Annotated in this window: 24 protein-coding genes; 9 read left to right on the top strand and 15 right to left on the bottom strand. The window is 59.0% G+C overall.

What is annotated here, in order from left to right:
• Positions 1 to 6: 6 nt before the first annotated feature.
• The 3 genes from prfA to IOD40_RS12825 form a co-directional block, all read right to left on the bottom strand.
• The gene (gene prfA / locus IOD40_RS12835) at positions 7 to 1,086 is read right to left on the bottom strand and encodes a peptide chain release factor 1 (RefSeq protein ID WP_198476942.1); all 1,080 of its coding nucleotides are present in this window, start codon (positions 1,084 to 1,086) and stop codon (positions 7 to 9) included.
• 29 nt (positions 1,087 to 1,115) lie between these two features.
• Positions 1,116 to 3,386 (bottom strand): phosphoenolpyruvate--protein phosphotransferase, encoded by a 2,271-nt coding sequence (gene ptsP, locus IOD40_RS12830; RefSeq protein ID WP_198476941.1) that lies wholly within the window; start codon positions 3,384 to 3,386, stop codon positions 1,116 to 1,118.
• An 80-nt stretch (positions 3,387 to 3,466) separates the two neighbouring features.
• Positions 3,467 to 4,741 carry an aspartate kinase gene (locus IOD40_RS12825; protein ID WP_198476954.1) on the bottom strand — a complete coding sequence of 425 codons (1,275 nt, stop codon included), beginning with the start codon at positions 4,739 to 4,741 and terminating at the stop codon, positions 3,467 to 3,469.
• 191 nt (positions 4,742 to 4,932) lie between these two features.
• Here IOD40_RS12825 and ubiG point away from each other — a divergent pair, with 191 nt between their 5' ends.
• Positions 4,933 to 5,682, top strand: coding sequence for a bifunctional 2-polyprenyl-6-hydroxyphenol methylase/3-demethylubiquinol 3-O-methyltransferase UbiG (ubiG, locus tag IOD40_RS12820; protein ID WP_198476940.1), 750 nt, complete (start codon positions 4,933 to 4,935; stop codon positions 5,680 to 5,682).
• Between the two features lie 30 nt (positions 5,683 to 5,712).
• Here the strand turns inward: ubiG and IOD40_RS12815 are convergent, their stop codons facing one another.
• The 5 genes from IOD40_RS12815 to IOD40_RS12795 are packed head-to-tail and all read right to left on the bottom strand — an operon-like array spanning position 5,713 to position 8,967.
• Positions 5,713 to 6,597, bottom strand: a complete 885-nt coding sequence (locus tag IOD40_RS12815; protein WP_198476939.1) for a DMT family transporter — start codon at positions 6,595 to 6,597, stop codon at positions 5,713 to 5,715.
• A 6-nt stretch (positions 6,598 to 6,603) separates the two neighbouring features.
• Complete coding sequence (locus IOD40_RS12810; RefSeq protein ID WP_198476938.1) at positions 6,604 to 7,029, bottom strand: DUF1178 family protein; 426 nt, start codon at positions 7,027 to 7,029, stop codon at positions 6,604 to 6,606.
• A 15-nt stretch (positions 7,030 to 7,044) separates the two neighbouring features.
• Positions 7,045 to 7,881 carry a carbon-nitrogen hydrolase family protein gene (locus IOD40_RS12805; protein WP_198476937.1) on the bottom strand — a complete coding sequence of 279 codons (837 nt, stop codon included), beginning with the start codon at positions 7,879 to 7,881 and terminating at the stop codon, positions 7,045 to 7,047.
• 13 nt (positions 7,882 to 7,894) lie between these two features.
• The gene (gene grxC, locus IOD40_RS12800) at positions 7,895 to 8,155 is read right to left on the bottom strand and encodes a glutaredoxin 3 (RefSeq protein ID WP_198476953.1); all 261 of its coding nucleotides are present in this window, start codon (positions 8,153 to 8,155) and stop codon (positions 7,895 to 7,897) included.
• A gap of 26 nt (positions 8,156 to 8,181) precedes the next feature.
• A complete protein-coding gene (locus tag IOD40_RS12795) occupies positions 8,182 to 8,967 on the bottom strand; it encodes a ComF family protein (RefSeq protein WP_325099727.1) in 786 nt (261 codons plus the stop codon).
• Between the two features lie 53 nt (positions 8,968 to 9,020).
• Here IOD40_RS12795 and IOD40_RS12790 point away from each other — a divergent pair, with 53 nt between their 5' ends.
• A complete protein-coding gene (locus tag IOD40_RS12790) occupies positions 9,021 to 9,893 on the top strand; it encodes a methyltransferase domain-containing protein (RefSeq protein ID WP_198476935.1) in 873 nt (290 codons plus the stop codon).
• Here the strand turns inward: IOD40_RS12790 and IOD40_RS12785 are convergent, their stop codons facing one another.
• The 6 genes from IOD40_RS12785 to IOD40_RS12760 all read right to left on the bottom strand — a co-directional run bounded on the left by IOD40_RS12785 (position 9,894) and on the right by IOD40_RS12760 (position 14,016).
• Positions 9,894 to 10,067: a Flp family type IVb pilin gene (locus IOD40_RS12785; protein ID WP_198476934.1), complete on the bottom strand. Its 174-nt coding sequence runs from the start codon at positions 10,065 to 10,067 to the stop codon at positions 9,894 to 9,896.
• A 141-nt stretch (positions 10,068 to 10,208) separates the two neighbouring features.
• Positions 10,209 to 10,535: a hypothetical protein gene (locus IOD40_RS12780; RefSeq protein ID WP_198476933.1), complete on the bottom strand. Its 327-nt coding sequence runs from the start codon at positions 10,533 to 10,535 to the stop codon at positions 10,209 to 10,211.
• 73 nt (positions 10,536 to 10,608) lie between these two features.
• The gene (locus tag IOD40_RS12775) at positions 10,609 to 11,022 is read right to left on the bottom strand and encodes a (deoxy)nucleoside triphosphate pyrophosphohydrolase (RefSeq protein WP_198476932.1); all 414 of its coding nucleotides are present in this window, start codon (positions 11,020 to 11,022) and stop codon (positions 10,609 to 10,611) included.
• Between the two features lie 3 nt (positions 11,023 to 11,025).
• Positions 11,026 to 11,805 (bottom strand): GNAT family N-acetyltransferase, encoded by a 780-nt coding sequence (locus IOD40_RS12770; RefSeq protein ID WP_198476931.1) that lies wholly within the window; start codon positions 11,803 to 11,805, stop codon positions 11,026 to 11,028.
• Positions 11,806 to 11,824: 19 nt separating this feature from the next.
• Positions 11,825 to 13,066 (bottom strand): bifunctional glutamate N-acetyltransferase/amino-acid acetyltransferase ArgJ, encoded by a 1,242-nt coding sequence (argJ, locus tag IOD40_RS12765; protein WP_198476930.1) that lies wholly within the window; start codon positions 13,064 to 13,066, stop codon positions 11,825 to 11,827.
• A 29-nt stretch (positions 13,067 to 13,095) separates the two neighbouring features.
• Positions 13,096 to 14,016, bottom strand: coding sequence for a peptidylprolyl isomerase (locus IOD40_RS12760; RefSeq protein ID WP_198476929.1), 921 nt, complete (start codon positions 14,014 to 14,016; stop codon positions 13,096 to 13,098).
• 252 nt (positions 14,017 to 14,268) lie between these two features.
• Between IOD40_RS12760 and secA the strand changes: the two genes are divergently transcribed.
• The 3 genes from secA to IOD40_RS12745 all read left to right on the top strand — a co-directional run bounded on the left by secA (position 14,269) and on the right by IOD40_RS12745 (position 19,846).
• Complete coding sequence (gene secA / locus IOD40_RS12755) at positions 14,269 to 16,995, top strand: preprotein translocase subunit SecA (protein WP_198476928.1); 2,727 nt, start codon at positions 14,269 to 14,271, stop codon at positions 16,993 to 16,995.
• Positions 16,996 to 17,156: 161 nt separating this feature from the next.
• Positions 17,157 to 18,575 (top strand): lipopolysaccharide biosynthesis protein, encoded by a 1,419-nt coding sequence (locus IOD40_RS12750; RefSeq protein WP_198476927.1) that lies wholly within the window; start codon positions 17,157 to 17,159, stop codon positions 18,573 to 18,575.
• Positions 18,569 to 19,846 carry a GNAT family N-acetyltransferase gene (locus IOD40_RS12745; protein WP_198476926.1) on the top strand — a complete coding sequence of 426 codons (1,278 nt, stop codon included), beginning with the start codon at positions 18,569 to 18,571 and terminating at the stop codon, positions 19,844 to 19,846. Before IOD40_RS12750 ends, IOD40_RS12745 begins: the two co-directional genes overlap by 7 nt.
• Here IOD40_RS12745 and IOD40_RS12740 read toward each other — a convergent pair.
• Positions 19,843 to 21,486: an acyl-CoA synthetase gene (locus IOD40_RS12740; RefSeq protein ID WP_198476925.1), complete on the bottom strand. Its 1,644-nt coding sequence runs from the start codon at positions 21,484 to 21,486 to the stop codon at positions 19,843 to 19,845. The two genes, IOD40_RS12745 and IOD40_RS12740, sit on opposite strands and share 4 nt — an antisense overlap.
• 180 nt (positions 21,487 to 21,666) lie before the next feature.
• On the opposite strand from IOD40_RS12740, the gene IOD40_RS12735 reads away from it, so the two are divergent.
• From IOD40_RS12735 to IOD40_RS12720, 4 genes are all read left to right on the top strand, one after another.
• On the top strand, positions 21,667 to 23,160 hold the full coding sequence (locus IOD40_RS12735; RefSeq protein WP_198476924.1) for a sensor histidine kinase: 1,494 nt from the start codon (positions 21,667 to 21,669) through the stop codon (positions 23,158 to 23,160).
• A complete protein-coding gene (locus tag IOD40_RS12730; protein ID WP_198476923.1) occupies positions 23,157 to 23,600 on the top strand; it encodes a response regulator in 444 nt (147 codons plus the stop codon). The genes IOD40_RS12735 and IOD40_RS12730 overlap by 4 nt, the downstream gene beginning before the upstream one ends.
• Complete coding sequence (locus IOD40_RS12725; RefSeq protein WP_198476922.1) at positions 23,601 to 24,641, top strand: histidine kinase dimerization/phosphoacceptor domain -containing protein; 1,041 nt, start codon at positions 23,601 to 23,603, stop codon at positions 24,639 to 24,641.
• A gap of 621 nt (positions 24,642 to 25,262) precedes the next feature.
• On the top strand, positions 25,263 to 25,546 hold a 284-nt coding region (locus IOD40_RS12720), incomplete at its 3' end, for a porin (protein ID WP_198476921.1).

Here is a 25,546-nt window from a genome sequence, read left to right as displayed (position 1 = left end):
TGCGTGTTAACCGTTCTGGCCAGCTTCCAGGAGAAGCTTGGACTGGTGCTCGGTAATCAACGCCTGGATGACATCGTCGAGTTCACCCATCATGACGCGGTCGAGCTTGTACAGGGTAAGGTTGATCCGGTGGTCCGTCAGCCGTCCCTGCGGGAAGTTATACGTGCGTATACGCTCCGAACGATCGCCGGATCCCACCTGCAGGCGACGAGCTTCGGAGCGCTCGCCAGCCGCCTTCTCGCGCTCCATGTCATAGAGACGCGCTCGCAGGATCTGCATCGCCCGCGCACGGTTCTGGTGCTGCGATTTTTCGGCCGACACGACCATGATGCCTGTCGGAAGGTGGGTGATGCGAACCGCCGAGTCGGTCGTGTTGACGTGCTGACCGCCAGCGCCCGATGCGCGCATTGTGTCGATACGAATATCCTCGTTCCGGATTTCGATATCGACCTCTTCAGCTTCGGGCAACACCGCAACAGTCGCAGCTGAGGTGTGAATACGCCCACCTGCTTCCGTTTCCGGAACGCGCTGAACCCGGTGCACCCCGGACTCGAATTTCATATGAGCGAATACGCCCCGCCCTGAGACAGATGCGATGATTTCCTTGAAGCCACCGACATCGCCCTCGCTGACGGAAGCCACCTCAACGCGCCAGCCTTTTGATGACGCGTATCGCTCGTACATGCGAAAGAGGTCGCCGGCGAACAGCGCAGCCTCATCACCGCCCGTTCCTGCCCGAATCTCAAGGATCGCACTCTTCTCGTCAGCAGCGTCCTTGGGAAGAAGAAGGATCTGCAGCTCTTGCTTCAGTTGCTCCAGGCGTTCTTCCACGTCAGGCAACTCGGCATGCGCCAGCTCCCGCATCTCGGCATCAAGCGACTTGTCGCCCAACATCGCGCTGATATCGGCTAACTCATCTTCTGCGCTCCGCAACTCGCGGATCTTCGATGCCATCTCCTGCAGATCGGAATATTCCGAAGCTAGCTTGACGTAGACATCTGGCTCGGGGCCAGCCGCCATCTGCACTTCGAGCAGTTCGAAGCGTTTCAGGACCTGGTCCATCCGGTCGCGCGGCAAATCGATCATGTTTGATCCGTTATGGGCTTCAAAAAGAATCAGAGCGGAATGTTGTGCTCTTCCGCAAATGCCTTGAGAAGAGCGCGCACATCACGTTCGCAGCTCTGGCCGTTCAAAAGTTCATCCATGATTTCGGTCAGCTTGCCAAGAGGCAGCTCCACCATCATCGCCTTTACCGGCCCTATTGCCGCCGGAGACATGGATATTGCGCGAAAGCCGATGGCCAGCAGAGCCATGGCAGAAATGGGTCGGCCGGCCATCTCGCCGCAAAGCGTCACGGGCGTGCCGCTGTCGCGGCCAGCATCTGCAATCTGCCGCAGCAAACGCAGGAACGGCACCGAGATCGGATCGTAGCGGTCGGCAACCTGGCTGTTCCCCCGGTCAGTTGCGGTGATGAACTGGAAGAGGTCGTTCGAGCCGACCGAGATGAAATCGACTGTGTTCATCACCTCTTCGAGCTGCCACAGCAAGGCGGGCACCTCGACCATGGCGCCGAGCTTGAGCCTGTTCGGCAGGTGATGGGCAAAGCGCGACAGGTGCCGCACTTCCTTGTCGATGATCTCTCGCGCCTGACGAATTTCGCTGAGCGTTGTGACCATAGGCAGCATCACGCGCAGCTCACGACCGCCTGCAGCTTTCAGCAGCGCACGGATCTGGGTGCGAAGGAGGCCAGGACGATCAAGTGTCAGACGAACGGCGCGCCAGCCAAGTGCTGGATTTTCTTCATGCCCTGCACCCTTGAAATAGGGCAGCACCTTGTCGCCACCAATATCGATGGTGCGGAAGGTGACTGGCTTGTCGCCGACCGCCTCGAGTACATCCCGGTACAGACGCTCCTGCGCCTCGGCCCGCGGGAAGGTTGAGGCGACCATGAATTGCAGTTCTGTGCGGAAAAGGCCGATGCCGGCCGCTCCGGATTGCGCAAGCTGTGGCAGGTCCACCGCAAGACCCGCGTTCATCAGCAGATCGATGGGCACACCATCCTTGGTCTCACTCGGCTTGTTTCGCAATTCGCGATACAGCTTCTGCTTGCGAGCGCGAAAGCGCACCTTCTCCGCATAGGCCTTTTCGACATCGCCCTGCGGACGCAGATGAATGATCCCTCCATCACCGTCGATGATGATCGAGTCGCCATTCTCCGACATGGAGACGGCACCCTTCATCTGGCCAACGACAGGAATCCCCATCGCTCTGGCGACGATGACGACGTGGCTCGTCACGGCACCTTCTTCAAGAACCAGTCCGCGCAGCTTCTCGCGCGGATAGTCCAGAAGTTCAGCAGCGCCCATTGATCGGGCGACAATGATCGCATCGCGAGGCAGGCTGCTTGCAAGCGTTTCTGGTCCACTGCCGAGAAGCATGCGGAGCAAACGATTTGCCAGATCGTCGAAGTCGCTCATCCGCTCACGCAGATAAGGGTCGGTCATGTGCAGCATGCGCGCGCGCATGTCGCTCTGGACCTTCTCGACGGCGGCTTCGGCAGTCAGACCATTATGGATCGCTTCTTCAAGACGCCTGACCCAACCACGGTCATTGGCGAACATACGATAGGCCTCGAGGACCTCGCGATGTTCACCTTCGAATGCGATCTCCCGGCGGGACAGCATATCGTCGATCGAAAGACGCAGTGATCCCAGAGCCTTCTCCAGGCGCTGCAGTTCCGTCTCGCTGTCTTCGTTGAAGAGGTTGGTGACGACAATTCGCGGCTCGTGAAGACGCACATGTCCGAGACCGACCCCGTCATTGAACGCAGCGCCCTTCAGCGTGACCGGACGTGAAAGGTCGAGCTCGATGCCAGGCCGAGCCAGTCGCGCCAAATCACCGGTGGCGATCATCTCGGCGATCACCATCGCCGTTGTCTCGAGTGCCTCGACCTCGTCTTCGCGATATTGCCGCATGGTGCGGTTCTGAACGACGAGGACCCCAAGGGTGCGGCCAGCGCGCAGCACAGGCACGCCAAGGAAGGAATGGTAGATCTCTTCCCCGGTTTCCGGCAGGTAGGCGAAGGCAGGATGCTTCTGCGCATCCGAAAGACTGAGCGCCCGTGCGCTGGCCGCAATGGTACCGACCAAGCCCTCGCCAAGGCGCAATTGTGCCCGGTGCACCGCGGTCCTGTTCAGACCTTCAGTCGCATAGAGCTCGAGAACAGAATCAGCGCGCAGCACGTAGAGGGAGCAGACCTCGGCGACCATATTCTGCGCGATATGGTACACGATCTGATCGAGCCGCTCCTGAGGCTCAAGCGCCTCAGCCATCAGCTCGCGAAGCCGTCTCAACAAAAGGCGTGGGCCAGCGGCCGTCTCACGCATGAGCGCTTCCTCCAATGCCGGAAGGACGGCTAGACCACCAGCGCGGCCCCCGTCCAACCAGATGTTCCGGTGCGTATCACCTACTGCTTATCCAGCCCGTAGATGGAATGCAGGGTCCGAACTGCCAATTCGGTATAGGGCCCGTCGATCAGAATGGAGATCTTGATCTCCGACGTCGTGATCGCACGTATATTGATACCCTTTTCCGACAGAGCGCGGAAGGCCGAGGCAGCAACGCCGGTATGGCTGCGCATGCCGATGCCGATTACTGACACCTTCGACATGCCGTCTTCGTGCTGAACCGCATCGAAGCCGACCGTCTCCCTGACCTTCTCAAGAACCGAAAGCGCCTTGGAAAGATCACCGGCAGGAACCGTAAAGGTCATGTCGGTGAACGACCCGTCCTCGGAGATATTCTGGACGATCATGTCCACATTGATACCGGCTCCAGCCAGAGGGCCGAAGATACCCGCAGCAACGCCCGGACGATCCGAAACGCGGCGCAGGGAAATCTGCGCCTCGTCCTTGGCGTAGGCGATGCCGGTGACGACTTGCTGTTCCACGATTTCATCCTCGTCGCAAATGAGGGTTCCGGGCGGGTTGAGAAGATTGCCCATTCCAGGGGCATCAGGCTCGACAAACGAGGACCTGACGAAGGTGCGCACTTTGTGCACCATCGCAAGCTCGACCGAGCGAACCTGAAGAACTTTGGCCCCAAGCGACGCCATTTCCAACATCTCCTCAAAGGAGATCTTCGAAAGGCGACGCGCCTTGGGCTCGATGCGCGGATCGGTCGTGTAGACCCCGTCCACGTCGGTATAGATGTCGCAGCGATCAGCCTTCACAGCAGCGGCAATAGCAACCGCGCTCGTATCGGAACCGCCTCGACCCAGTGTCGCGATGCGGTTGTCAGGGGCAATTCCCTGGAAACCGGCAACGACGGCGACCTGACCTTCCTTGAAGCGTTCGATCAGGAAGGAACCATCGATGTCCTCGATCCGGGCCGCGCCATGCGTGTTGTCGGTCTTGACCGGAATCTGCCAGCCCTGCCACGAGCGCGCGTTAACGCCCATGGATTGCAGAACCAGCGCCAGAAGACCGGACGTAACCTGCTCGCCCGAGGCGACGACAGCATCATACTCGCGAGCATCATAGATGCTGAGACTTGAGCCCTCGGACTTGGAGGCTTCATGCACCCAGCCGACGAGTTCATTGGTCTTGCCGGCCATTGCGGACACGACCACCGCGACCTCGTTGCCGGCATCTACTTCGCGTTTCACATGCCGCGCCACATTGCGGATGCGGGCGATGTCGGCGACGGAAGTTCCGCCGAATTTCATCACTATGCGCGCCATGGAAGCGATATGTCCTCGATACGTACCGGAGGATAAATCCGGCAATGTCCAGATGAAGCGCCAGCCGAATGGCGGCGCGAATGCGCGGGTTCCATAGCCAAATCCGGTCAGCTTCGCAAGCGAGAGGCTGTGTTCGTTCTTGACATTCTGCACGCCCTCCCCGACTTCATTGCGCTGAAGGAGACAAGATTATGACTCAACCCCGACGAACGACCGTCGACGCCGGCGAAGTCGAGCGGTTCTCCGCGTTGGCAGCTGAGTGGTGGAATCCGAACGGAAAATTCCGTCCGCTGCACAAGTTCAATCCAGTTCGCCTCGCCTATATTCGCGATCAGGTCTCGGCACGTTTTGGCCGTGACCCACGCGCGGCAAAGCCATTCGAAGGACTGCGCATCCTCGATATTGGCTGCGGCGGCGGCCTTTTGTGCGAGCCTCTGGCCCGCCTTGGCGCCGAAGTTGTTGGTGCAGACGCGTCCGAGACAAACATTGAGGTGGCGAAGCTTCACGCGGCCGAGGCCGGCGTGTCGATCGACTACCGGGCGACCACCGCCGAGGACCTCGCAGATGCGGGTGAAACGTTCGACATTGTTCTGGCAATGGAAGTCGTCGAGCATGTCGCGGACGTCGAATTGTTTATCTCCAAATCTGCACACATGGTGCGGCCAGGCGGCATCATGTTCGTCGCGACGATCAACCGGACGCTCAAGGCACTGGCCCTCGCGATCATCGGTGCGGAGTATGTTCTGCGATGGCTGAAGCGCGGCACGCATCAGTACGAAAAGCTGGTCCGTCCCGAAGAGCTTGAGCGCGCGCTGAACAATGCCGGCATGACCATCATCGACCGGACCGGGGTGACCTACAATCCATTGGCCGATCAGTGGGGACGTTCAAAGGACATGGACGTCAATTACATGGTGCTGGCGGAGAAAACTTCGCAATAACTGCGATTGCCAAGGCGCAGGCTTCGACTATCAAGATGTCTGCGCCTTGGTCGTGAGAACCACGCCTGCAAGAATGATCACGGCTCCGAACCAGGTGAGAAACACGTAGCTTTCTCCAAGAAGGAGCGTGCCTGATATGATCGCGATTGCCGCAGCCACGTAGCTGATCTGACTGAGGTAGACCGGACCTCCGACCACCTGAAGCCGGAAGAAGAACACGAACATTCCTGCCGAAGATAGTATCTGCGCGATGGAGAGCGCGGGTACCTCTGCCAGCATCGCAAGGGCCGGCAGATTGCCGGTCATGACAGCAACGACGAGCAGCATGATTCCAGCTGCAAGATGACTGCCCACCGCCAGCTCGGTCGTTCCGGCGCCCTTTGGCCAGTCCCAGCTCCGGTAGATATTCCCGGCGGCGAGGAAGATCGGCAGAAGGATACCGATACCAACCCAGGTCAGTGAAGCCGGAAACCCGGCCTCGCCGCGCGTCGTGGCGACGAGAAGCGCGCCAAGGAACCCCACCACGATCCCCGCCATGCCGAGGGCATTCGGCTTCCTCACGCCGAAGATGACGGAAAGGATCAGCGTGAACATGGGCGAGAGCGTGTACATGATGCCCATATAACCGGCGCCCAGATGCGGCATGGCGGAGAGGGTAATCATGTTCGGTATCGCGTAGGATATCGCCGCCGATATTGCGTAATAGCGGAGATGTCCGGCGTTCAGGCCAAGCCGCTCCTTACGGGCGAGCATGGCCAGATAAAGAACGGTGCCGGCCCCGACGGAGATCAGCATTGCCCAGATAACGGGTGGGACACCCGCTTCGCCCGCAACCTTGCCGAAGGGAAGGGTCAAGCCAAGCAGCGTGCCGGTGACGATCAGAAGTCCAACCGCCGAGTTCCAAATTTTCATCATGAAGGGCTAGTTCTGGTCGTCCGGAAAGACCGGGAGCGGCATGAATTCGACGCCCTCTTCGATCAGGTCGCGAGCCTCTTCGGGCGTTGCCTCTCCGTAAATGCCGCGCGCCTCCGCCTCCCCAAAGTGAATCTTTCTGGCCTCCTCGGCGAAACGTTCCCCGACATAGTCCGCGTTTTCGCGCGCCTTCTGGGCAAACTCCTTGAGCTTGGCCAGTGCCTGCCGTTGCTCTTCCCCCATCGCAAGCGCCACCTTTTCCTGCTGTCGTCCAGTTGAGACGGCAGGCGCCATAAGGCCCTTGGCGACCCTGGCCGAATTGCAGAGCGGGCAGGTCACAAATCCACGCTTGTTCTGTTGGTCGAAGTCCTCATTGCTGCGGAACCAACCATCAAAATCGTGCTTGTTGTCGCAAACCAGCGAAAAGCGGATCATGGCGCGTTCTACTCCTCAAGCGCCGAAATTGACCACTTCGAACGCCCTCGCGTTCTTCAGGTTGGGGATCTTCTTGCGCGCTTCAGCTGATGCAGAGGGCTCGATCTCGGCGATGACGACGCCCGGCTCATCATGGTCCGCTTCTGCGACCACGCGGCCCCACGGGTCGACAATCAGCGAATGGCCATAGGTTTCGCGCCCGTCCTCGTGGACGCCGCCCTGAGCCGCCGTAATGACCCAGGCACCATTTTCAATCGCACGCGCGCGCTGCAGCACATGCCAATGCGCTTCGCCTGTCTGTCGGGTAAAGGCTGCGGGTGCGGTCAGGATCTGCGCGCCGTCCATCGCTTGAGCTCGGAAAAGCTGAGGGAAGCGAACATCATAGCAGACCGCCATCCCGAGACGAGCAAATGGCAGGTCAACCACCGACGCGCAGGAACCCGGCTCATAGGTCGCCGATTCACGCCAGCTCTCACCATTGTCGAGATCTACGTCGAACATATGGATCTTGTCATAGCTGGCGATCTTCTCGCCCGTGGGAGCGAAGATGAAGGCGCGGTTGGCGACCTTGCCATCGTCGCGTGCTATCGCCGTCGAGCCGACATGAACAAAGATTCCCAGCTCTTTTGCGAGTTGGGCCGCCTTCAAGGCGATGAGATCTTCTGCCTCGGGCTTGAGAATAGCGGCCAGTTCATCCCGGCCACGCACAAGGGCTCCGGTCATTTCCGGTGACTGAACGTAGACTGCACCTTCTGATGCCGCCTCGCGCACCAGCGCCTCGAAATCAGCAGCGTTACGCTCCGGGCTCGTGCCCGAACGCATCTGGATTGCCGCGACCTTCACAATGCTCATCTGCCCCTACCTGTCAGTTATCGTCAGCCAGCATCTGATCGAGCTTCCCGGCTGAATCCAGCGCGTGAAGGTCGTCCGAGCCTCCGACATGTTTGTCCCCGATGAAGATTTGCGGGAAAGTGGTCCTGCCTGAACGCTGGATCATCTCCTGCCGAAGTTCCGGCGAAAAGCTCGCGTCGTGTTCGACATAATCGACGCCCTTCTTTTCGAGAAGTCTCTTGGCCGCCGCACAGTAGCCACACATCATGCGGGTATAGATCGTCACTTCGGGCATGGTAATCTTTCCACCGTTATCGCCACTCATATAGAGCCGGCATCCTCCGGCCGGAAGTCCCCCGGCAGCACGCGCGCAAAGGTCAGGACGTCCACCTGTGCAGCGCCCGCCTTTTTCAGCGCCTTTGTTACCGCCACAACCGTATTCCCGGTCGTGAATACGTCATCGATTACCAGCACGTTCTTTCCACGCACAAGATCAGTGCGTCTTGCTGGCACCCTGAATGCACCACGCACATTTTCCTCTCGGGCACGCGCAGCCAGCCCGACCTGCTGCCGCGTCGCGCGGCTCCTTACCACACTTTCAGGGGAAAAGCGCTTGTCGGCCAACTTGCACAGCTCGCGACCAAGCTCTGCGGACTGATTGAACCGCCGGTTGAAGTAGCGGATGCGGTGAAGCGGCACGGGTACGATCAGATCGGCCTCGGCGACTAGGTCCGGCGCAACGCGCATCATCCATCTTGCCATGAACGGAGCAAGCTCGGTGCGATCACCGAACTTCAGCCCAAGGACCATCTGCCGCGCGACCCCGGTGTAAGATACGGCAGCCCTTGCTCTCCGAAATGGTGGTAGGTTGGCAATGGCATCGCCCGACATCATCCCCTCCGCGACCTCATACGAGAACGGCGTGCCCATGACGTCGCACCAAGGCTGCTCCAGGAAGCGCAATTTCGGCCAGCATTGCCCGCACAGACAACCCGAATCGGCGATAATGCGTTCGCAGCCAGCACATACCGGCGGAAAAAGCACGCGGCCGATCCATTTCGCGCCAAACGCGATCAGACCCTTGAACTGAACCGCTGTTTCAGCCACGAGACATCCCACCCTGCCGTCACCATATACCGGACCGGTGAAGGAGTCCCCCGATGGAACCTGTTTTTGATATTGAAGCCCTGCAGACACGCAAGCGGCGCGCGCTGAAAATCGCCGATGCAGGCGCAGCGTTTTTGATGCAGCGCGCTGCAGAGGATCTTGCAGATAGACTCGCGGCCGTCGAGAGGCGTTTCGAGGCAGGAGCGACACTTTTCTCTGCAACCGACGCTGCTGCACGAGTTCTCTCGCTGTCGGGTAAGGTGAACAGCGTTGTGCGGGTCAGCTCTGGGCCGCAAGAGCCAGGATTTGACGGGGTCGGAGCGCTCCCTGAAATTCTCCCACTGGAGCCGGAGAGCATTGATCTTGCGGTGTCGCTCTACGCCTTGCACGAGATGAATGACGTTCCGGGCATGCTCGTTCAAATCCGTCGAGCGCTCCGGCCAGACGGCCTGTTCCTCGGCTGCATGGCCGGGAATGGTACCCTTTCAGAACTGCGCGAAGCGCTTCTTGTCGCCGAGACGGAGCTGTATGGCGGAGCAAGCCCGCGCGTCTTCCCCTTCACGGATGTCCGCGATGCAGGCGGATTGCTGCAAAGAGCGGGCCTGGCCCTTCCCGTCGCTGATCTTGAAACCGTCACCGTCCGGTACGATTCGATGTTCGGATTGATCCGTGACCTGAGGGCAATGGGAGCAACAAATGTGCTCGCCCAACGCGCCCGCAAGCCGGTCTCCAAGGCGCTGTTCTTGCGCGCGGCTGAGATTTACGCAGAGCGATTTGCAGATCCTGACGGGAGAATCCGTGCAACTTTTGCAACGATCTGGCTGTCGGGGTGGGCGCCGCATGCATCGCAGCAAAAGCCGCTCAAGCCCGGCAGTGGTCAGGTTGCGCTCGCAAAGGTCCTCGGCGGCGATCCTGCTTCGGAGTGATCAGCGGGAACTGGTAGCGTTCCTGACTTCAGTCGCGGTGTTTTCAAACATGGCGGCGACGTTGTCGGAGAGCATGCTGACCGCGCCCAGAACGGCAAGAGACACCAGCGTCGCGATGAGACTGAACTCGATTGCGGTCGCCCCGTTTTGATCTTTGAAGAACCGTTTCAGCATCTCTTTTTCCCGTGCCGGGACGCGTCACGCATTGAAAAGAGGCTAGGACTTTGAGCCGGAACAAAAGGTTAATGGCGGAGCCGACCATTCATTTAGGTGAATAAAGTAAGAACGCGCGGCACCCTCCGCACTCACCCTCACCTAACATTTTCCGGAACGACTGCCGTTCTGGCGGATGACGCAGACCGAGCTCGGATCATTCTGAAGTACACTGCGACGGATCGTGTAGCCGGTACCAGACCCGTTCGGGCCGCCGCTGATGGACCCGGTGGACATGTGATCGACCCCGACGACCGGACGATCCGCATAAGCGAGCTTTTCGGCGTGCTTTGCAACGATCGGCGTCAGGATCAACGCAATTGCGATTGCGGCGGACCCAAACAGAAGGGTGAGTCTCAACAACCCCATGCCTGCATTTGCCAAGCCGCGTCGGCTCGAGCCCGAGCGATCCCATCCACTGCTGCGCATGTAAGGTCCCCATCACGCACAAGATGGGTAAACCTTTCACATGTGGCTGAACGTTCTGTTAATGATCGGGGAGTCAGAGAAGGTCGATAAGAAAAGGGATCAACGGCGCATCGGCCGGCGGCATCGGATAGTCGCGCAGCTTGTTGGGGCGAACCCATTTTAGCGCGGCATGCTCTTTCGCCTGCGGAATGCCCCAATAGCGGCGGCAGACATAAAGCGGCATCAGCAAGTTGAAATCGTCATAGGAATGACTGGCAAATGTCAGAGGTGCCAAACAGGCAACCTTCGTTTCGATTCCGAGCTCCTCCGCCAGTTCCCGAACCAGCGTTTCTTCCGGAGTTTCCCCGGCCTCAACCTTGCCGCCTGGAAATTCCCACAGCCCGGCCAGTTGTTTGCCCTCAGGCCGCTGCGCAATCAGCACGCGCCCATCCGCATCAACCAATGCGCAAGCTGATACCAGCAGCAGTTTCTTTGTCTTATCGCTCACGTCTCAATCCTTCGGCGGCTGACGGTAATGATAGCGATACACTTCGCTGAAACCGAGTGTCTCATACAGCCGCAAAGCGGAAGTGTTAGCTGCCTCCACCTGAAGCCAGGCGCGCTTTGCCCCGCCCTGCTGAGCCCATTTTAGCGCTGAAAGCAGAAGGCGGCGCGCATGGCCCTGCCCGCGCACCCGCTCGTCCGTCGCGACCTCGAAGACCCCCGAGAGATCGCCATCTCGCACGCAGATCGCCGTCGAGACTGGCAGCCCCTCGTCCTCGAGGACGAACAGCCCACGTTCCGGCTGGATCGATGAGATCACGGCTGACAGGCCCGGCCGGATTGCGGGTTCTACATTGCCGATCTTGATTGCAGCGCTGATGAAGCCGTCCATCTCCTGAACCGGAAGCAACGGCGCAGCGGCGGCCAGGCGCTCTTCCGAAAGTTCGGCCTGCATGACAAGCGATTCCCCGAACCGGGACCAGCCTTGTGCATCGAAATGTTCGGTCAGCTGAGGAGACGCCAGCGGTGACATGCGAAAGGTAAGCGGACGGTCGTTTGCAGCAAAGCGCTGCGCCGCCCGCTCGATACGTTCCAGCATGTTGCCATGATCGACGGGATCGAGGGGATTGACCGAATTCAAGCGCTTTGCGGGGTGACCATTCGTCAGCCGGATGGCCCAGACCCCGTCATAGTGAACCGAAGCCGCAGGCCAGGCACGCGAACCCACCGCTTCCAGACGGCGCACGGTGGGTAGCAATATCTGCCGTGGCTGAAGCCTGCCTTGCATTGGTCCTTCCCGAACCGCCTCAGGAGCGGTAGTCACCATTAATGGCAACGTATTCCTTGGTGAGGTCGCAGGTCCAGACCGTTGCCTTGCCACGGCCAAGGCCGATGTCAACGCGGATAACGATCTCGTCGCGCTTCATGTAGGTGGAAGTGTCGGCTTCCGAATAGTCTGGATCGCGCTCTCCCTCGACGGCGACACGAATGTCGCCGAACCAGATGGCAAGCAGATCGCGATCAGCCGGCTCGCCGGCCTTGCCAACAGCCATCACGACACGACCCCAATTGGCATCCTCGCCCGCCACCGCGGTCTTGACGAGCGGCGAATTGGCGATCGACAGCGCGATGCGCTTTGCCGAACGTGCCGACTTGGCACCCGTAACGGTGATTTCCACCTGCTTACGCGCACCTTCGCCATCGCGAACCACCTGCAGCGCAAGGTTCTTGAGCATCTTGTTGAGCGCACGACGGAACGGGACCAAAATGGGGTCCTTGACGTCAGTGACGCGCTTTGCCCCGCGCTTCGCAGCAGCTCCTGTGGCAAACAGCATCAGCGTGTCGCTGGTCGACGTGTCACTGTCGACCGTGACCGCGTTGAACGTCTTGCCAACGCCCTTCGACAGCAGGTCCTGCAACACGCGCGCGTCGATCGGCGCATCCGTCGCAATGAACGACAGCATCGTCGCCATGTCGGGCGCGATCATCCCGGCGCCCTTGGCGATACCGTTGAGCGTTACCTCGGCCCCGCCAAAATCGACCTTCGCGGTTGCGTATTTCGGATAGGTGTCGGTGGTCATGATGGCCTTGCCGGCCTCGGACCACAGCGCAGGCTCAGCCGCTTTCGCCATCCCCTCAAGGAGGTGGGAGAATTTCTCGGCCGGAAGAGGTTCGCCGATCACGCCGGTTGAGGCAAGAAAGACCTCATTGGTAGAGCAGCCGACTGCCTTGGCAGCAGCCTCTGCGGTCAAAGCGGTTGTTTCCCGCCCTTTCTTCCCGGTGAAGGCGTTCGCGTTTCCGGAATTGACGACCAGCACCCGCGCCGAGCCGCCTGGCAGATTTTGGCGGCAAAAATCGACCGGGGCCGATGGGCACTGTGAGCGCGTGAAGACGCCCGCGACAGTTGTCCCCTCATCGAAGACCATAGCCAGCAGGTCTGTGCGACCCTTGTACTTGATCCCGGCTTCAGCAGTGGCAATGCGCAACCCGTCAATTGCGGGCATGCGTGGCTGCTTCTTCGGGGCGAGTGGGGAGATGGTATCCGACATGGTGGACAGCTTTCGCAGGCGTATCTGGATTATTCAGCGGCCGGAGTTTCTTCGTCGTCGCCTTCGGCCTCTGCCTCGGCCTCGACTGCCTGAAGCGCGTTCTTCAGAACCTCGTCCGCAATCTCGACTTCCGCGTCCTCACGCAGATCGCTGACGGCCTCGAAATAAGCTTCACGAAGCAGGATAGAACGGAACTGCGGCGCAACCTGCTCGAATGCAGGCGGCTCGGCGTTGCGCTTGTCCTCGACCTTCAGGACGTGCCAGCCGAACTGTGTCTGCACCGGCTCCTTGGAATAGGCTCCGGTTTCCATCGCAAATGCCGCGGCCTCGAATTCTGGAACCATGCGGCCCTTGGTGAAGTAGCCAAGGTCGCCACCCTGAGCAGCAGCACCATCCTGGGACTTTTCCTTGGCAATAGCTTCAAAGTCACCGCCAGCGTCGAGCTCCGCGATGATCGCCTTTGCCTCTTCCTCAGTCGCGACGATGATGTGGCGCGCGCGAATTTCTTCCGTCGCCGGCAGCGCCTTGATTTCTTCGTCGTAGCGCGCGCGGATCGCCTCGTCGCTTACCGAATCGGCAATCGTCTTCTCGATGTAGGCGCTGTGCAGTGCGCGATCACGCAGCATGGCCATGCGGCTTTTGAACTCTTCGGTCTCGGCAAGGCCCGCATCTTCAGCCTGCGCCGCCATCAAACGAATTTCGATGATTGCCGACAACGCGGCTGCGCGGCGCTGATCGACCGGAAGCTGGGCAAACTGCTGTTCAAGGTCGGAAATTGCGACCTGCAGATCCGTCTCGGTGACGGGAGTACCATTGATCGTGGCGACCACCGCATTGGCCGGTGCCTCAGCAGGCTTTTCGTCCTGCGCCCCGGCCGCTCCAGCGAAAGCGAACATCGTTGCTGCAACGCCGAAACTGATCATCGGCAGGCGGCGGAAGGAGTGAATCATATGGTTGTCTCCAGTATGGGATCGGCCCAAGGCGGGCGCACACCTTTCAAACAAGCCGAAATGTGGCGAATTTCCGCTCGCTGACCATAGGTAGCGCGGCGTTGACATCGCTTGTGGCCCCTCTTATCTGTCCTTCCACTTGGCGTCCAGAAGGGTTTTGATGGACGTTATCCCCGATTCACGGCCCGCAAGGCAGATCGACAGCGGGCTTTGCCGCGACCCCCGTGGCGCTCCGTACTGAAAGGACCATTGATGGTCAGCTTTGGCGCTCTTGCCCGCAAGATTTTCGGCTCATCCAACGACCGTCGTATCAAGGGTTTCCGACCCCGCGTCGAGGCCATTGGCGCGCTTGAAAGTGAGATCTCTGCGCTATCGGACGAGGCACTGAGGGCCAAGACGGATGAGTTCCGGGCGCAGATTGCTGAAGGCAAGTCGCTTGATGATCTTCTGGTGCCGGCCTTCGCCGTTGTGCGTGAAGCATCCAAGCGCGCCCTTGGGCTGCGCCCCTTCGACGTGCAGCTGATCGGCGGCATGGTGCTGCATAGCGGCAGCATCGCAGAAATGCGTACCGGTGAAGGCAAGACGTTGGTGGCGACGCTGCCCACCTACCTGAATGCACTGTCCGGCAAGGGCGTCCACGTCGTCACCGTCAACGACTACCTGGCAAAGCGTGACGCCGAATGGATGAGCCGCGTTTACGGCTTCCTCGGCCTCACCACAGGTATCATCGTCCACGGAATGTCGGACGAGGAGCGCCAGGCGGCATACGCTTGCGACATCACCTACGCGACCAACAACGAGCTCGGCTTCGACTATCTGCGCGACAACATGAAATATGATCGCGCGCAGATGGTGCAGCGCGGACATAATTTCGCGATCGTTGACGAGGTCGATTCGATCCTTATCGACGAAGCGCGCACGCCGCTGATCATCTCGGGCCCTCTTGAAGACCGCTCAGACCTCTACAACACGATCGACACCTTCATTCCGCGCCTTTCGGCCGAGGATTTCGAGATCGATGAGAAGCAGCGCTCGGCCACCTTCACGGAAGAAGGCACCGAGAAGCTTGAGAACATGCTTCGTGATGCCGGGCTTCTCAAGGGTGCCTCGCTCTATGACGTCGAGAACGTTGCCATCGTCCATCACGTCAACAATGCCCTCAAGGCGCACCGCCTATTCCAGCGTGACAAGGACTACATCGTGCGCAACGGCGAAGTCGTCATCATCGACGAATTCACCGGTCGCATGATGCCTGGCCGCCGCTTCTCGGAAGGCCTGCACCAGGCGCTGGAAGCCAAGGAAAAGGTGAAGATCCACCCAGAGAACCAGACTCTGGCATCGATCACTTTCCAGAACTATTTCCGCATGTACGGCAAGCTTGCCGGCATGACTGGTACGGCCCTGACCGAAGCGGAAGAATTCGGAAACATCTACGGGCTCGAAGTTATCGAGATACCGACCAACCTTCCGGTCAAGCGCATCGACGAAGACGATGAGGTCTATCGTACCGTCGAGGAGAAGTACCGGGCCATCGTCCGCGAAATCCGCGAGGCGCACGCCAAGGGTCAGCCGACTCTCGTTGGCACGACTTCGATCGAGAAGTCGGAGCACCTTGCCGAGCGTCTGCGCCAGGAAGGTTTCACGGAGTTCCAGGTCCTGAACGCGCGGCACCACGAGCAGGAAGCTGCAATCGTTGCGCAGGCCGGCCGCCCGGGCGCGATCACCATCGCGACCAACATGGCAGGCCGCGGAACCGACATTCAGCTGGGTGGTAACGCCGACATGCGCGTTGCCCATGAACTTGGCGATATGCCGGCCGGTCCAGAGCGCGACGCCAAGGAAAAGGCGATTCGCGAAGATGTCGCCAAGCTGAAGCAACAGGCTCTTGATGCCGGTGGTCTGTACGTCCTTGCCACCGAACGTCACGAATCCCGTCGTATCGACAATCAGCTTCGCGGCCGCTCAGGCCGTCAGGGCGACCCCGGTCGTTCGAAGTTCTTCCTGTCGCTTCAAGACGATTTGATGCGCATCTTCGGGTCCGAGCGCATGGACTCCATGCTGCAAAAACTTGGCCTGAAGGAAGACGAAGCGATCATCCATCCCTGGATTAACAAGGCGCTGGAGAAGGCGCAAAAGCGCGTCGAGGCCCGCAACTTCGATATCCGCAAGAACCTTCTCAAGTTCGACGACGTCATGAACGACCAGCGCAAGGTCGTTTTCGAGCAGCGTCTCGAACTGATGGACGGTGAAAATCTGGGCGATACCGTTGCCGAGATGCGCCAGGATGTCGTCGAAGAGATGATCGCCAAGCATATCCCGGAAACTGCCTATGCAGAGCAGTGGGATATTGCTGGCCTCAAGGAAGATGTACGCGCCTACCTCAATCTGGAATTGCCTGTTGAGGAGTGGGCAAGCGAAGAAGGCATCGACGAGGAGCAGATCCGCGATCGCGTCATGGCAGCAGCCGACGCTGCAGCGCAGGAGCGCGCCGAGCGCTTTGGCCCGGACATCATGGCCTATGTCGAGAAGTCCATCATGCTGCAGGCAGTCGATCATCTGTGGCGCGAGCATCTGGTCAATCTGGACCATCTGCGCTCGGTCGTCGGCTTCCGTGGCTATGCACAGCGCGATCCGCTTCAGGAATACAAGTCGGAGGCATTCGAGCTCTTCCAGACGATGCTTGGCAGTCTGCGCCAAGTCGTGACCGCGCAGTTGATGCGCGTCGAACTCGTGCGCGAAGCTGCGGATTCCCCTGCCCCGCAGGCCCCGTCACAGCTTCGCGGCCAGCACGTCGATGTAACGACCGGCGAGGACAATTTCGGCGATGGTGATATAGCGCTTGCTCCGGCAGCGGCACGAGTTGTCCCCGCGGACCAGCGTGATCCGGCTGATCCGTCCACGTGGGGTCACGTCGGCCGCAATGAGGCGTGCCCATGCGGGTCCGGCAAGAAATTCAAGCATTGCCACGGCGCTTTCTAAGCAGCCAAGAGCGTAATTAAACGAGCGCGCGTCGGGAAACCGGCGCGCGATTTGTTTTTGACCGGCTTGCACTGTCCGAACCGGTCAGGCCATCTCACCGTTTTTTAAGCGTTCCGCGCTATCACCGTCTTTGATGCCATTCGGCAGGGTGGAGTAAACAGGTGCGATTTTCCGCAGTTGCAACGGCTGATCGGTTGCTGCCGGAATCTCTGGCAATGCGGCTGAAGCCGTTTCTGGATCGTATCGACACCACTATCTTCTCGCCCGAAGACAGGACAAATGCCGGCCGCACGTCATTGACGGCTTTTATCATCCGCGTTTCCAGTGCCCTCATCGCCCTGTTTAGCCAGGTATTGATGGCCAGATGGATGGGTGGCTTCGAATACGGCATCTTCGTGCTGGTCTGGACAACGATGCTGATCGCCGGAAACCTGTCTTGCCTCGGCTTCCACACCTCGATCGTGCGCTTCATTCCTCAATACAGGGTGCAAGGAGCGCTCGCCGAACTGCGAGGTATCCTGCAAACCTCGCACGCTCTGGTTTTGGGCTTATCGCTCCTAATCGCCGCCGCAGGCATCGCAGGCATCTGGCTCTTTCACGATCATTTTGAGAGTTACTACATCATCCCGTTCTATCTCGGGATGATCTGCCTGCCGATGATCGCTATCTCGGACACGATCGAAGGGACGGCACGCGCCAATTCCTGGGCGATCCTTGCTCTGGCGCCAATCTACATTCTTCGCCCGGTCCTGATCCTTGCGCTGATGGCCCTGGCCATGTTCCTCGACTACCCGCACACCGGTCAGACCGCGATGGTATGTGCGATCCTGGCAACGTTGATCACGACCGTCTGGCAAGCCCTGTCCATACTTCCGCGCGTCGCCAATGAGGTGAGACAGGTACAGCCGAAATGGCGGCTGCGTGAATGGATCCTCGTGTCGTTCCCGATATTTCTCATCGAGGGTTTTGTCTTCATCCTGACGAACGCTGACGTCCTGATGGTTGGCTGGTTCATGGAACCGCATGACGTGGCAATCTACTTCGCCACCGTGAAAATCCTGGCTCTGGTTCACTTCGTCTATTTCTCGGTCAAAGCCGGAGCGGCTCAGCGCTATGCCGAATATTTCGAGCATGACGATCAGCAACGATTAGGTGACTTTGCGCGGGCGACCGTATCGTGGACGTTCTGGCCATCTGTTGCGATGGCGATCTGTGTTCTCATCATTGGCAAGCCGATGCTGATGCTGTTTGGCCCCGATTTCGATGGTGGGTACCCTCTACTTTTCGTGCTCGTTCTGGGGGTACTTGCCCGGGCTTCAGTCGGGCCGGCGGAAAGCCTTCTCACCATGACCGGCGGCCAGAATGTTTGCGCTGCCATTTACGCGGGGGCCCTCCTCCTCAATGTCGGGCTGAACATCATCCTGATCCCGAGCCTCGGCCTGTGGGGCGCGGCGGTCGGTATGGTTGCCGCGATGGTATTTGAGGCGTTGCTGCTGGCGCTGATCGTCTGGAAAAAACTGGGCATCGCGATGGTGATATCGCTGAAGCGCCGCCCAGCTGCCGGAGAAGTGCAGTGGTAGCAATTCCGATCCTGGAAGAGTTGAGTGGCAGCGCATCGGGCCGAATGATCGGTCACTTTGCTGATATCGAAAGCTCAGATACCCCACCTGCGCTGGTGGAGCAGTTGCAGTCAAAGCGCGAACGGCGACTGTCCGTCTATCCCGCCTCAGCAGGGTTCGAACTTGTTGAGGAGCTCGACTTCCTCGCTGCACGCGCGATCGAACCGAACATCTTTTTCCATCCTCGCTTCCTTGCCCCCGCAATGCCGCGCCTCGAGGATCGCGATGTTCAGCTCGCCGTCATCCGCGATGATGACGAGCGCCGGAGCCGTTTACGGCTTCTGGTGCCGTTCACAATTGAAAAGCCATCCCTCCCGTTCTCGACCGCACATCTTCGAACATGGTCGAACATGTTCGGTCCCCTGGGCACTCCTTTGCTGGATCGCGATGACCCGATCGGCGTCCTTGAAGACTTTTTCGCGATGCTGGCTCGGCCGCATCTGAAACTGCCAAATGTGTTCGTCATGCCCGAGGTACGGCTCGACGGGCCCTTCGCTTCGATGGTGCGCGTTCTGGCAGACAGCCGGAACCTCCCGGTGGAAACGACCAACCACGTGGAGCGCGCTTTTCTCGAGAGCGACCTTGGCGGGGATGACTATCTACGCGAAACACTGAGGTCCCATCACCTGCGTGAGTTCCGACGGCTGAGGCGAAAGCTCGGCGAAATAGGGAGCCTTGAATACCGGGTGGCCCGGCACCCCGATGATATCCGCCTTGGCGTGGAAGCATTCCTGGCTCTGGAGGCCGGCGGCTGGAAGGGCCGCGCCCGCACGGCGATGGCTGTGGACCGGTTTCTTGCCGCCTTCGCGCGTGAAGCGGCGCAGCGCCTTAGCGAAAAGGACATGTGCCGCGTTCACAGCTTGTCTCTGGACGGCACTCCTATCGCGATCCTGATCGTTTTCATCGAACACGGCGTCGCCTACACATGGAAGACCGCCTATGACGAAGACTACGCATCCTTCTCACCAGGCACGCTCTTGATGCTGGATGTGACCCGCTCCCATTTGGAAGACCCTAACATCACCGCCACGGATTCTTGCGCTGTGCCTCACCATCCCGTCATGACGCGATTGTGGAAGGAGCGCCGTACCCTGGGCACGCTGGTCATCGGATTAACGCCAGACGCCGGAAGAAGGACACGCCAGACCGCGCAGGAGCTGCAACGGGCAACGCAGGTTCGTAGCTTTGCCCGCGACTTGCGCGACAAGGCAAAGCGCGCCCTGAAGCGCTAGAGCCGTGCTGCCTGCGTCTCATCGCGTGCCCGGTCCCGGAAGATTCGGCGTATGACCTTTCCGGACGTTGTAAGGGGCATGGAGTCGACGAACTCCACCTCGCGCGGATATTCATGAGCCGACAGGCGCTCGCGCACCCAGTGACTGATCTCCGCATCGAGCCCTGGACGCGGCTCAACCCCTTCTCGGAGCACAACATAGGCTTTGACGATCTCGCCCCTGATCGCGTCCGGCTTACCAACCACAGCCGCCAGCGCGACCTGAGGGTGTCCCGTAAGACAATCCTCAACTTCGCTCGGCCCGATCCGGTAGCCGGCGGAGTTGATGACGTCATCATCGCGTCCGAAAAAATGGAAATAGCCGTCCTCGCTCTCCATTCCCTGGTCGCCGGTGACCATCCAGTCTCCGATGAATTTCCTGGCAGTCGCGACCGGATTTTCCCAGTATCCAAGGAACATGACCGGATCCGGTCGCAGGACGGCTATCTGACCGGCCTCCCCTTTCTGCATCACGTGACCTTCCTCGTTTATGATCGCAACGCGATGTCCGGGAACAGGCTTTCCGATCGCTCCTGCCTTGCTGACGCCGATCTGGGCGCATGATGAGAGGACAAGGTTACATTCCGTCTGACCATAAAACTCGTTGATCGATAATCCGAGTTCGGAACGCGCCCACTCATAGGTTTCGCGCCCCAGCGCTTCGCCGCCAGATCCGATGCTCCGTAGTGTGAGATCAAAACGTTTCGCCAACCCCGTCTGCGATTTGAGCATCCGCAAGGCGGTCGGCGGAATGAAAGCGTTGCGTACCCTCATCTTTTCCATCAGTCCCAGGGCCGCTTCCGGATCGAAACGCTCAAACCTCGATGCGACCACAGGAATGCCGAAATAAAGGGACGGCAACAGCACATTCAACAGCCCTCCGGCCCAGGCCCAGTCGGCTGGCGTCCACATGAGATCCCCCGGCTGCGGAAAAAATTCATGCGGCATCTGAACTCCGGGTAGATGGCCAAGCAGCACCCTATGGCCATGCAATGCGCCCTTCGGCGGCCCAGTTGTCCCTGATGTGAAGATGATGAGCGCGGGGTCGTCTGATCGGGTCTCCACTGACTTGAAGTCACCTGACGAGTTGCGGATGAGGTCTTCCAACCCAACCGCGCCCGAACCTGCACCGTCAGTCGAAACGATCAGATCAAGATTCGGCAGCCTTGACCGGATCTGCGTTATCTTCTCCAGCCCTGATCCATTGGTGATGATCGCCCGGACCCCGGCTGTGTGCAGCCGATACTCCAGGGCCTCGACGCCGAAGAGCATCGCAAGCGGTACCGCGATTGCGCCCAGCTTATAGATGGCGACGTGCGCTATCGCGGTTTCGAAACACTGGGGCAATAGAATTGCAACGCGATCGCCTCGCTCTATACCCTTCGCCTTAAGGGCGGCAGCCAAGGCATCGGAACGGCTTCTTAGCTCTCCAAAGCTAAGAATGTCGGGCTGTCCTTCCGTACGGTAATCATAGATGGCAGGCCGATCTGACTGAAGCTCTGCCCAGCTATCGCATACTGCGTACCCAATATTGAACGTGTCGGGGATCGACCAACGGAAACTGGCATAAATCTCTGCGTATTTCGGGTGGGGCTCAAGCATTCGGGACGCCGATCGATCTAAGGCTTCAGTCCGGAGGCAAGCCACAGACTTGCTCATGTCCGCTGCACCCGTCAACTGTCGTCCGACCTAAGACAACCGCCGACAATTGATAGTGTATCGGCTTTTTAATCACATCTAAAGAATGTCGAGCGAGTGTCGCATTAGAATTATGGGGGATCGATGCCGTTAAATCAGACTGCATTCCTGCGCAGCAGCGCCCTGATGCTCATGATCGGCTTCGTCGCACTCGCGATCATTGTCGGCACAACGGTTTGGCTGATCAACCGGGCCCAGCACTATTTCGATGACATGCTGAACGCGCGAGACTTGCGCGCCAATACGATCAATCTGCGTGTGGCATTACAGCAGGTTGAGTCCGCGCAGCGCGGCTACATCATCACGGGTGACGAGACATATCTGGGGCCATTCGACACTTCGCGCGACCGGGTGATGCCACTCTATGAAATCCTGAAGGCCGACGTGGCTGGCAAACCTCAATACCGTGATCGTATTGAGGTGCTCGGCCCAACCCTCCAGATGAAGCTCGAAGAGCTTGATGAAACGATCCGGCTCACCCGCAACGGTCGCGCCGACGAGGCGGTAGCGCTTGTGCGCACCGATCAGGGTCGTCAGATCATGGACGACGCGCGCGAACTTTTCCTCCAGATCGTTGCCGAAGCAGATGAAAACCTTCAGCACACCATACTCGATCAGAAAAAAAGCGCGGACCTGCTGCGCATGATCTCGCTGGCCGGCGGCGCCATCATCTTGATCGTGGTGGGCGGCGCCGTCGTGACAGTCCTTCGTCACACACGCGAACTTATGGAAGCCCATGCGGAAGTTGAGGCTCTGAACGAGGGGTTGGAGCAACGTGTGGACGAGCGCACGCGCGACTTGATGAACGCAAATGAAGAAGTCCAGCGTTTCGCCTACATCGTGACGCACGATCTGCGGGCACCGCTCGTCAATATTATGGGCTTCACGAGCGAGCTCGACGAGACGATGAAGTCGATCCAGGCCTACGTTCTTGCAGATGGAAATACCCTCAGCGAGCAAGAGATAGCCAACGCACGTCTCGCCGCTTCTGAGGACCTTCCTGAAGCGATCAGCTTCATTCGATCGTCGACCCGCAAGATGGACACGTTGATCAACGCGATCCTGAAAATATCGCGTGACGGCAAGCGGCCAATCAGGCCGGAAGAGATCGACCTTGAGGAACTGCTGGAAGCCAACCTTGCTACCATCCAGCACCAGGTGCTTGAGGCAGACGGCCAAACTCACCTAGCGGTGAACGTGCCCAAGATCTTTTCTGACCGCATGTCACTGGAACAGATCATCGGCAACCTTCTCGACAATGCGGTGAAATACCGGGCAGCCGACCGGCCTTTGATGATCCGGATTTCCGCTGAAAGGATTGCACGCCGGCAGATACGGGTATCAATTGAAGACAATGGGCGGGGCATCAGCGCCGAAGACCACCAGCGCGTCTTTGACCTTTTCCGTAGATCGGGCCCGCAAACCCAGCCAGGGGAAGGTATCGGCCTTGCACATGTCCGCGCTCTGGTCCGCGCCCTTGGCGGCGACATTACCATGACCTCGACATTCGGCGAGGGCACCACATTCAATATTCTCCTGCCGATCGACGTCAGGACCGTTAAAAGGAGCGATGCATGAACCGCGCCACCCCTGTAACCATCGTGATGATCGAGGACGATGAGGGCCACGCACGTCTGATTGAGAAAAACATTCGTCGGGCCGGCGTGAACAACGAGATCATCCCCTTCACCAATGGAACAGACGCGCTGACCTTCTTGTTAGGTGCCGATGGATCGGGCGAGGAAAGCGCGGGGCGCCACCTTCTGGTCCTGCTCGATCTCAACCTTCCCGACATGACCGGCGTATCCATTCTGGAAAAGATCAAGAACAATCAGCACATCCGGCGCTCTCCGGTGGTGGTTCTGACAACGACCGACGACCAGCGCGAGATCCAGCGCTGTTACGATCTTGGCGCCAATGTCTACATTACGAAGCCAGTAGACTATGATGGCTTTGCCAACGCCATACGGCAGCTGGGCCTGTTCTTTTCTGTGATGCAAGTTCCGGAGACCGCTTAATTGCCTGAAAGCACATATCGCGTCCTGCAGATTGACGATGATGCGGCGCTGTGCCGGCTCGTCGAGAAGGCATTGCTTCGGCTCGGATATGCATATGAGCATGCTGAGACCGCCGAGGCTGGCCTTGCACGCATAGCGCAGGGCGGGATCGACGTGATTGTGCTTGATCACTTTCTCGACGGCGGCATCGGCCTCAGCGTCATCGAGAAATTAAAGCAGCAAGCCTCTGCTCCCCCGGTGGTATACGTCACGGGCTCCCAAGAACCACGGGTTGCAGTTGATGCATTGAAGTCAGGCGCGGCCGACTACGTGATCAAGACGGTTGGCGACGAGTTCATTGTCCTGCTCATAAATGCGATCGAGCAGTCGATCGAGACCGCACGCCTCCAGCGCCAGCGGGTTGAAGCAGAGCAGGCAATTCGTGCCGCACGCGACCGGGCTGAGATACTGTTACATGAGGTCAATCATCGCGTCGCGAACAGTCTGGCACTCGTCGCAGCTATGGTCCGCCTGCAGGCCTCTGCCGTCACCGACCAGTTCGCGAAGAACGCGTTGAACGAAACCCAGGCGCGCATTTCAGCGATCGCCGGTTTGCATCGGCGCCTCTACAGCTCCGATGATGTTCGCTCGGTGTCACTTGATTCTTATCTTCAGTCGCTGATTGATGAACTCGACACGACCATGCGGGCGCACGGCCATCCGGCGCAGGTGCGCACTCGCCTGGAAAGCGTTCGCATCACCACCGACAAGGCTGTCTCGGTCGGCGTCATTGTGACTGAACTCCTCACCAACGCCTACAAATACGCCTATCCGGATGGCCGGGCTGGTGAAGTTCGCGTTCTGCTTCATCGTTCCAACGAAGATTGCGCCACTCTTATCGTCGAAGATGACGGGATTGGCTGGAACGGAACCGGCACGCCAAAGGGTACCGGACTGGGAACGCGCCTGATCTCGGCAATGGCACATCAGTTGGGCACCACCATCTGTTATGGCGACGGTACAACAGGCACGCGCAGCCTGATCGAAATCGATCTGGCATAAGCAGGCTGAACCGTTCACGGCCCGCTCACATGATCACATGTTAATTTGTGATCTAATCGGACCCGTTCGCCTCTTTTTCAAGCATCCTGACAGCACCTGACCTGCCGCTGCGTTGCCTTCGCTCGTTGAGGCAAGTCGAATAGACGCGTCCAAACCGCACCATTCCCCAAATTACTTGCCTCTTCAAATTCCAGACATTCCCGCGGATGACTCCGACTACCAGACATCGCCCGCCCTTATAGGCGCAGCCCCACTTTTATGGAATTATACTTTAAAGAAATAAAAAAGCCCCTCAACATCCGAGCTTATCGAAAACATTGAGGGGCAAATTTAAACCTCGACTGGAGATCGAGAGCCACATCTAAGCGCGCTTTACTTAACTTGTCTACTCGTGACGATCGTAGACACCTAAATACTCGTCAGAACTACCATTTGGTAGTGTGTCGCAATCGCCACATTCTTCGAACCAGTATTGGTCTATAACTGTTTTTGCTGCGCATTTGCCTTGATTGCCCGCGCGTGATGCCGGATGAATGCAAATGAAAAGAGGGGCTAGAACCGGATTCTTTTCACAGTCGGCCATCAGGCCAACCCAATTTAAGTTCTCGTTGGAGGGACACCATGAACATCAAGAGCCTGCTTCTCGGCTCCGCAGCTGCCGCTGTCGCAGCTACCGGCGCTCAGGCCGCTGACGCGATCATCATCGCTGAGCCGGAGCCCATGGAATATGTTCGCATTTGCGATACCTACGGCACCGGTTACTTCTACATTCCGGGCACCGAGACCTGCCTGAAGATCGGCGGCTACCTCCGTTACCAGATGGAGTACAACAAGAACGAAGGCTCGGACTACACGTTCGGCAAGTTCGCTCGTTTCGCTCCGAACTTCACCGCCAAGAACTCCAC

Source organism: Aquamicrobium zhengzhouense (assembly GCF_016124105.1).
Taxonomy (GTDB): Bacteria; Pseudomonadota; Alphaproteobacteria; order Rhizobiales; family Rhizobiaceae; genus Aerobium; species Aerobium zhengzhouense.
This window is presented reverse-complemented; position numbering and strand designations above follow the sequence as displayed.

Coding starts and splice junctions, on each gene's coding strand:
- prfA (WP_198476942.1), bottom strand. CDS start 1,086: ATGATCGATTTGCCGCGCGACCGGATGGACCAGGTCCTGAAACGCTTC.
- ptsP (WP_198476941.1), bottom strand. CDS start 3,386: ATGCGTGAGACGGCCGCTGGCCCACGCCTTTTGTTGAGACGGCTTCGC.
- IOD40_RS12825 (WP_198476954.1), bottom strand. CDS start 4,741: ATGGCGCGCATAGTGATGAAATTCGGCGGAACTTCCGTCGCCGACATC.
- ubiG (WP_198476940.1), top strand. CDS start 4,933: ATGACTCAACCCCGACGAACGACCGTCGACGCCGGCGAAGTCGAGCGG.
- IOD40_RS12815 (WP_198476939.1), bottom strand. CDS start 6,597: ATGATGAAAATTTGGAACTCGGCGGTTGGACTTCTGATCGTCACCGGC.
- IOD40_RS12810 (WP_198476938.1), bottom strand. CDS start 7,029: ATGATCCGCTTTTCGCTGGTTTGCGACAACAAGCACGATTTTGATGGT.
- IOD40_RS12805 (WP_198476937.1), bottom strand. CDS start 7,881: ATGAGCATTGTGAAGGTCGCGGCAATCCAGATGCGTTCGGGCACGAGC.
- grxC (WP_198476953.1), bottom strand. CDS start 8,155: ATGCCCGAAGTGACGATCTATACCCGCATGATGTGTGGCTACTGTGCG.
- IOD40_RS12790 (WP_198476935.1), top strand. CDS start 9,021: ATGGAACCTGTTTTTGATATTGAAGCCCTGCAGACACGCAAGCGGCGC.
- IOD40_RS12785 (WP_198476934.1), bottom strand. CDS start 10,067: ATGCTGAAACGGTTCTTCAAAGATCAAAACGGGGCGACCGCAATCGAG.
- IOD40_RS12780 (WP_198476933.1), bottom strand. CDS start 10,535: ATGCGCAGCAGTGGATGGGATCGCTCGGGCTCGAGCCGACGCGGCTTG.
- IOD40_RS12770 (WP_198476931.1), bottom strand. CDS start 11,805: ATGCAAGGCAGGCTTCAGCCACGGCAGATATTGCTACCCACCGTGCGC.
- argJ (WP_198476930.1), bottom strand. CDS start 13,066: ATGTCGGATACCATCTCCCCACTCGCCCCGAAGAAGCAGCCACGCATG.
- IOD40_RS12760 (WP_198476929.1), bottom strand. CDS start 14,016: ATGATTCACTCCTTCCGCCGCCTGCCGATGATCAGTTTCGGCGTTGCA.
- secA (WP_198476928.1), top strand. CDS start 14,269: ATGGTCAGCTTTGGCGCTCTTGCCCGCAAGATTTTCGGCTCATCCAAC.
- IOD40_RS12740 (WP_198476925.1), bottom strand. CDS start 21,486: ATGCTTGAGCCCCACCCGAAATACGCAGAGATTTATGCCAGTTTCCGT.
- IOD40_RS12735 (WP_198476924.1), top strand. CDS start 21,667: ATGCCGTTAAATCAGACTGCATTCCTGCGCAGCAGCGCCCTGATGCTC.
- IOD40_RS12730 (WP_198476923.1), top strand. CDS start 23,157: ATGAACCGCGCCACCCCTGTAACCATCGTGATGATCGAGGACGATGAG.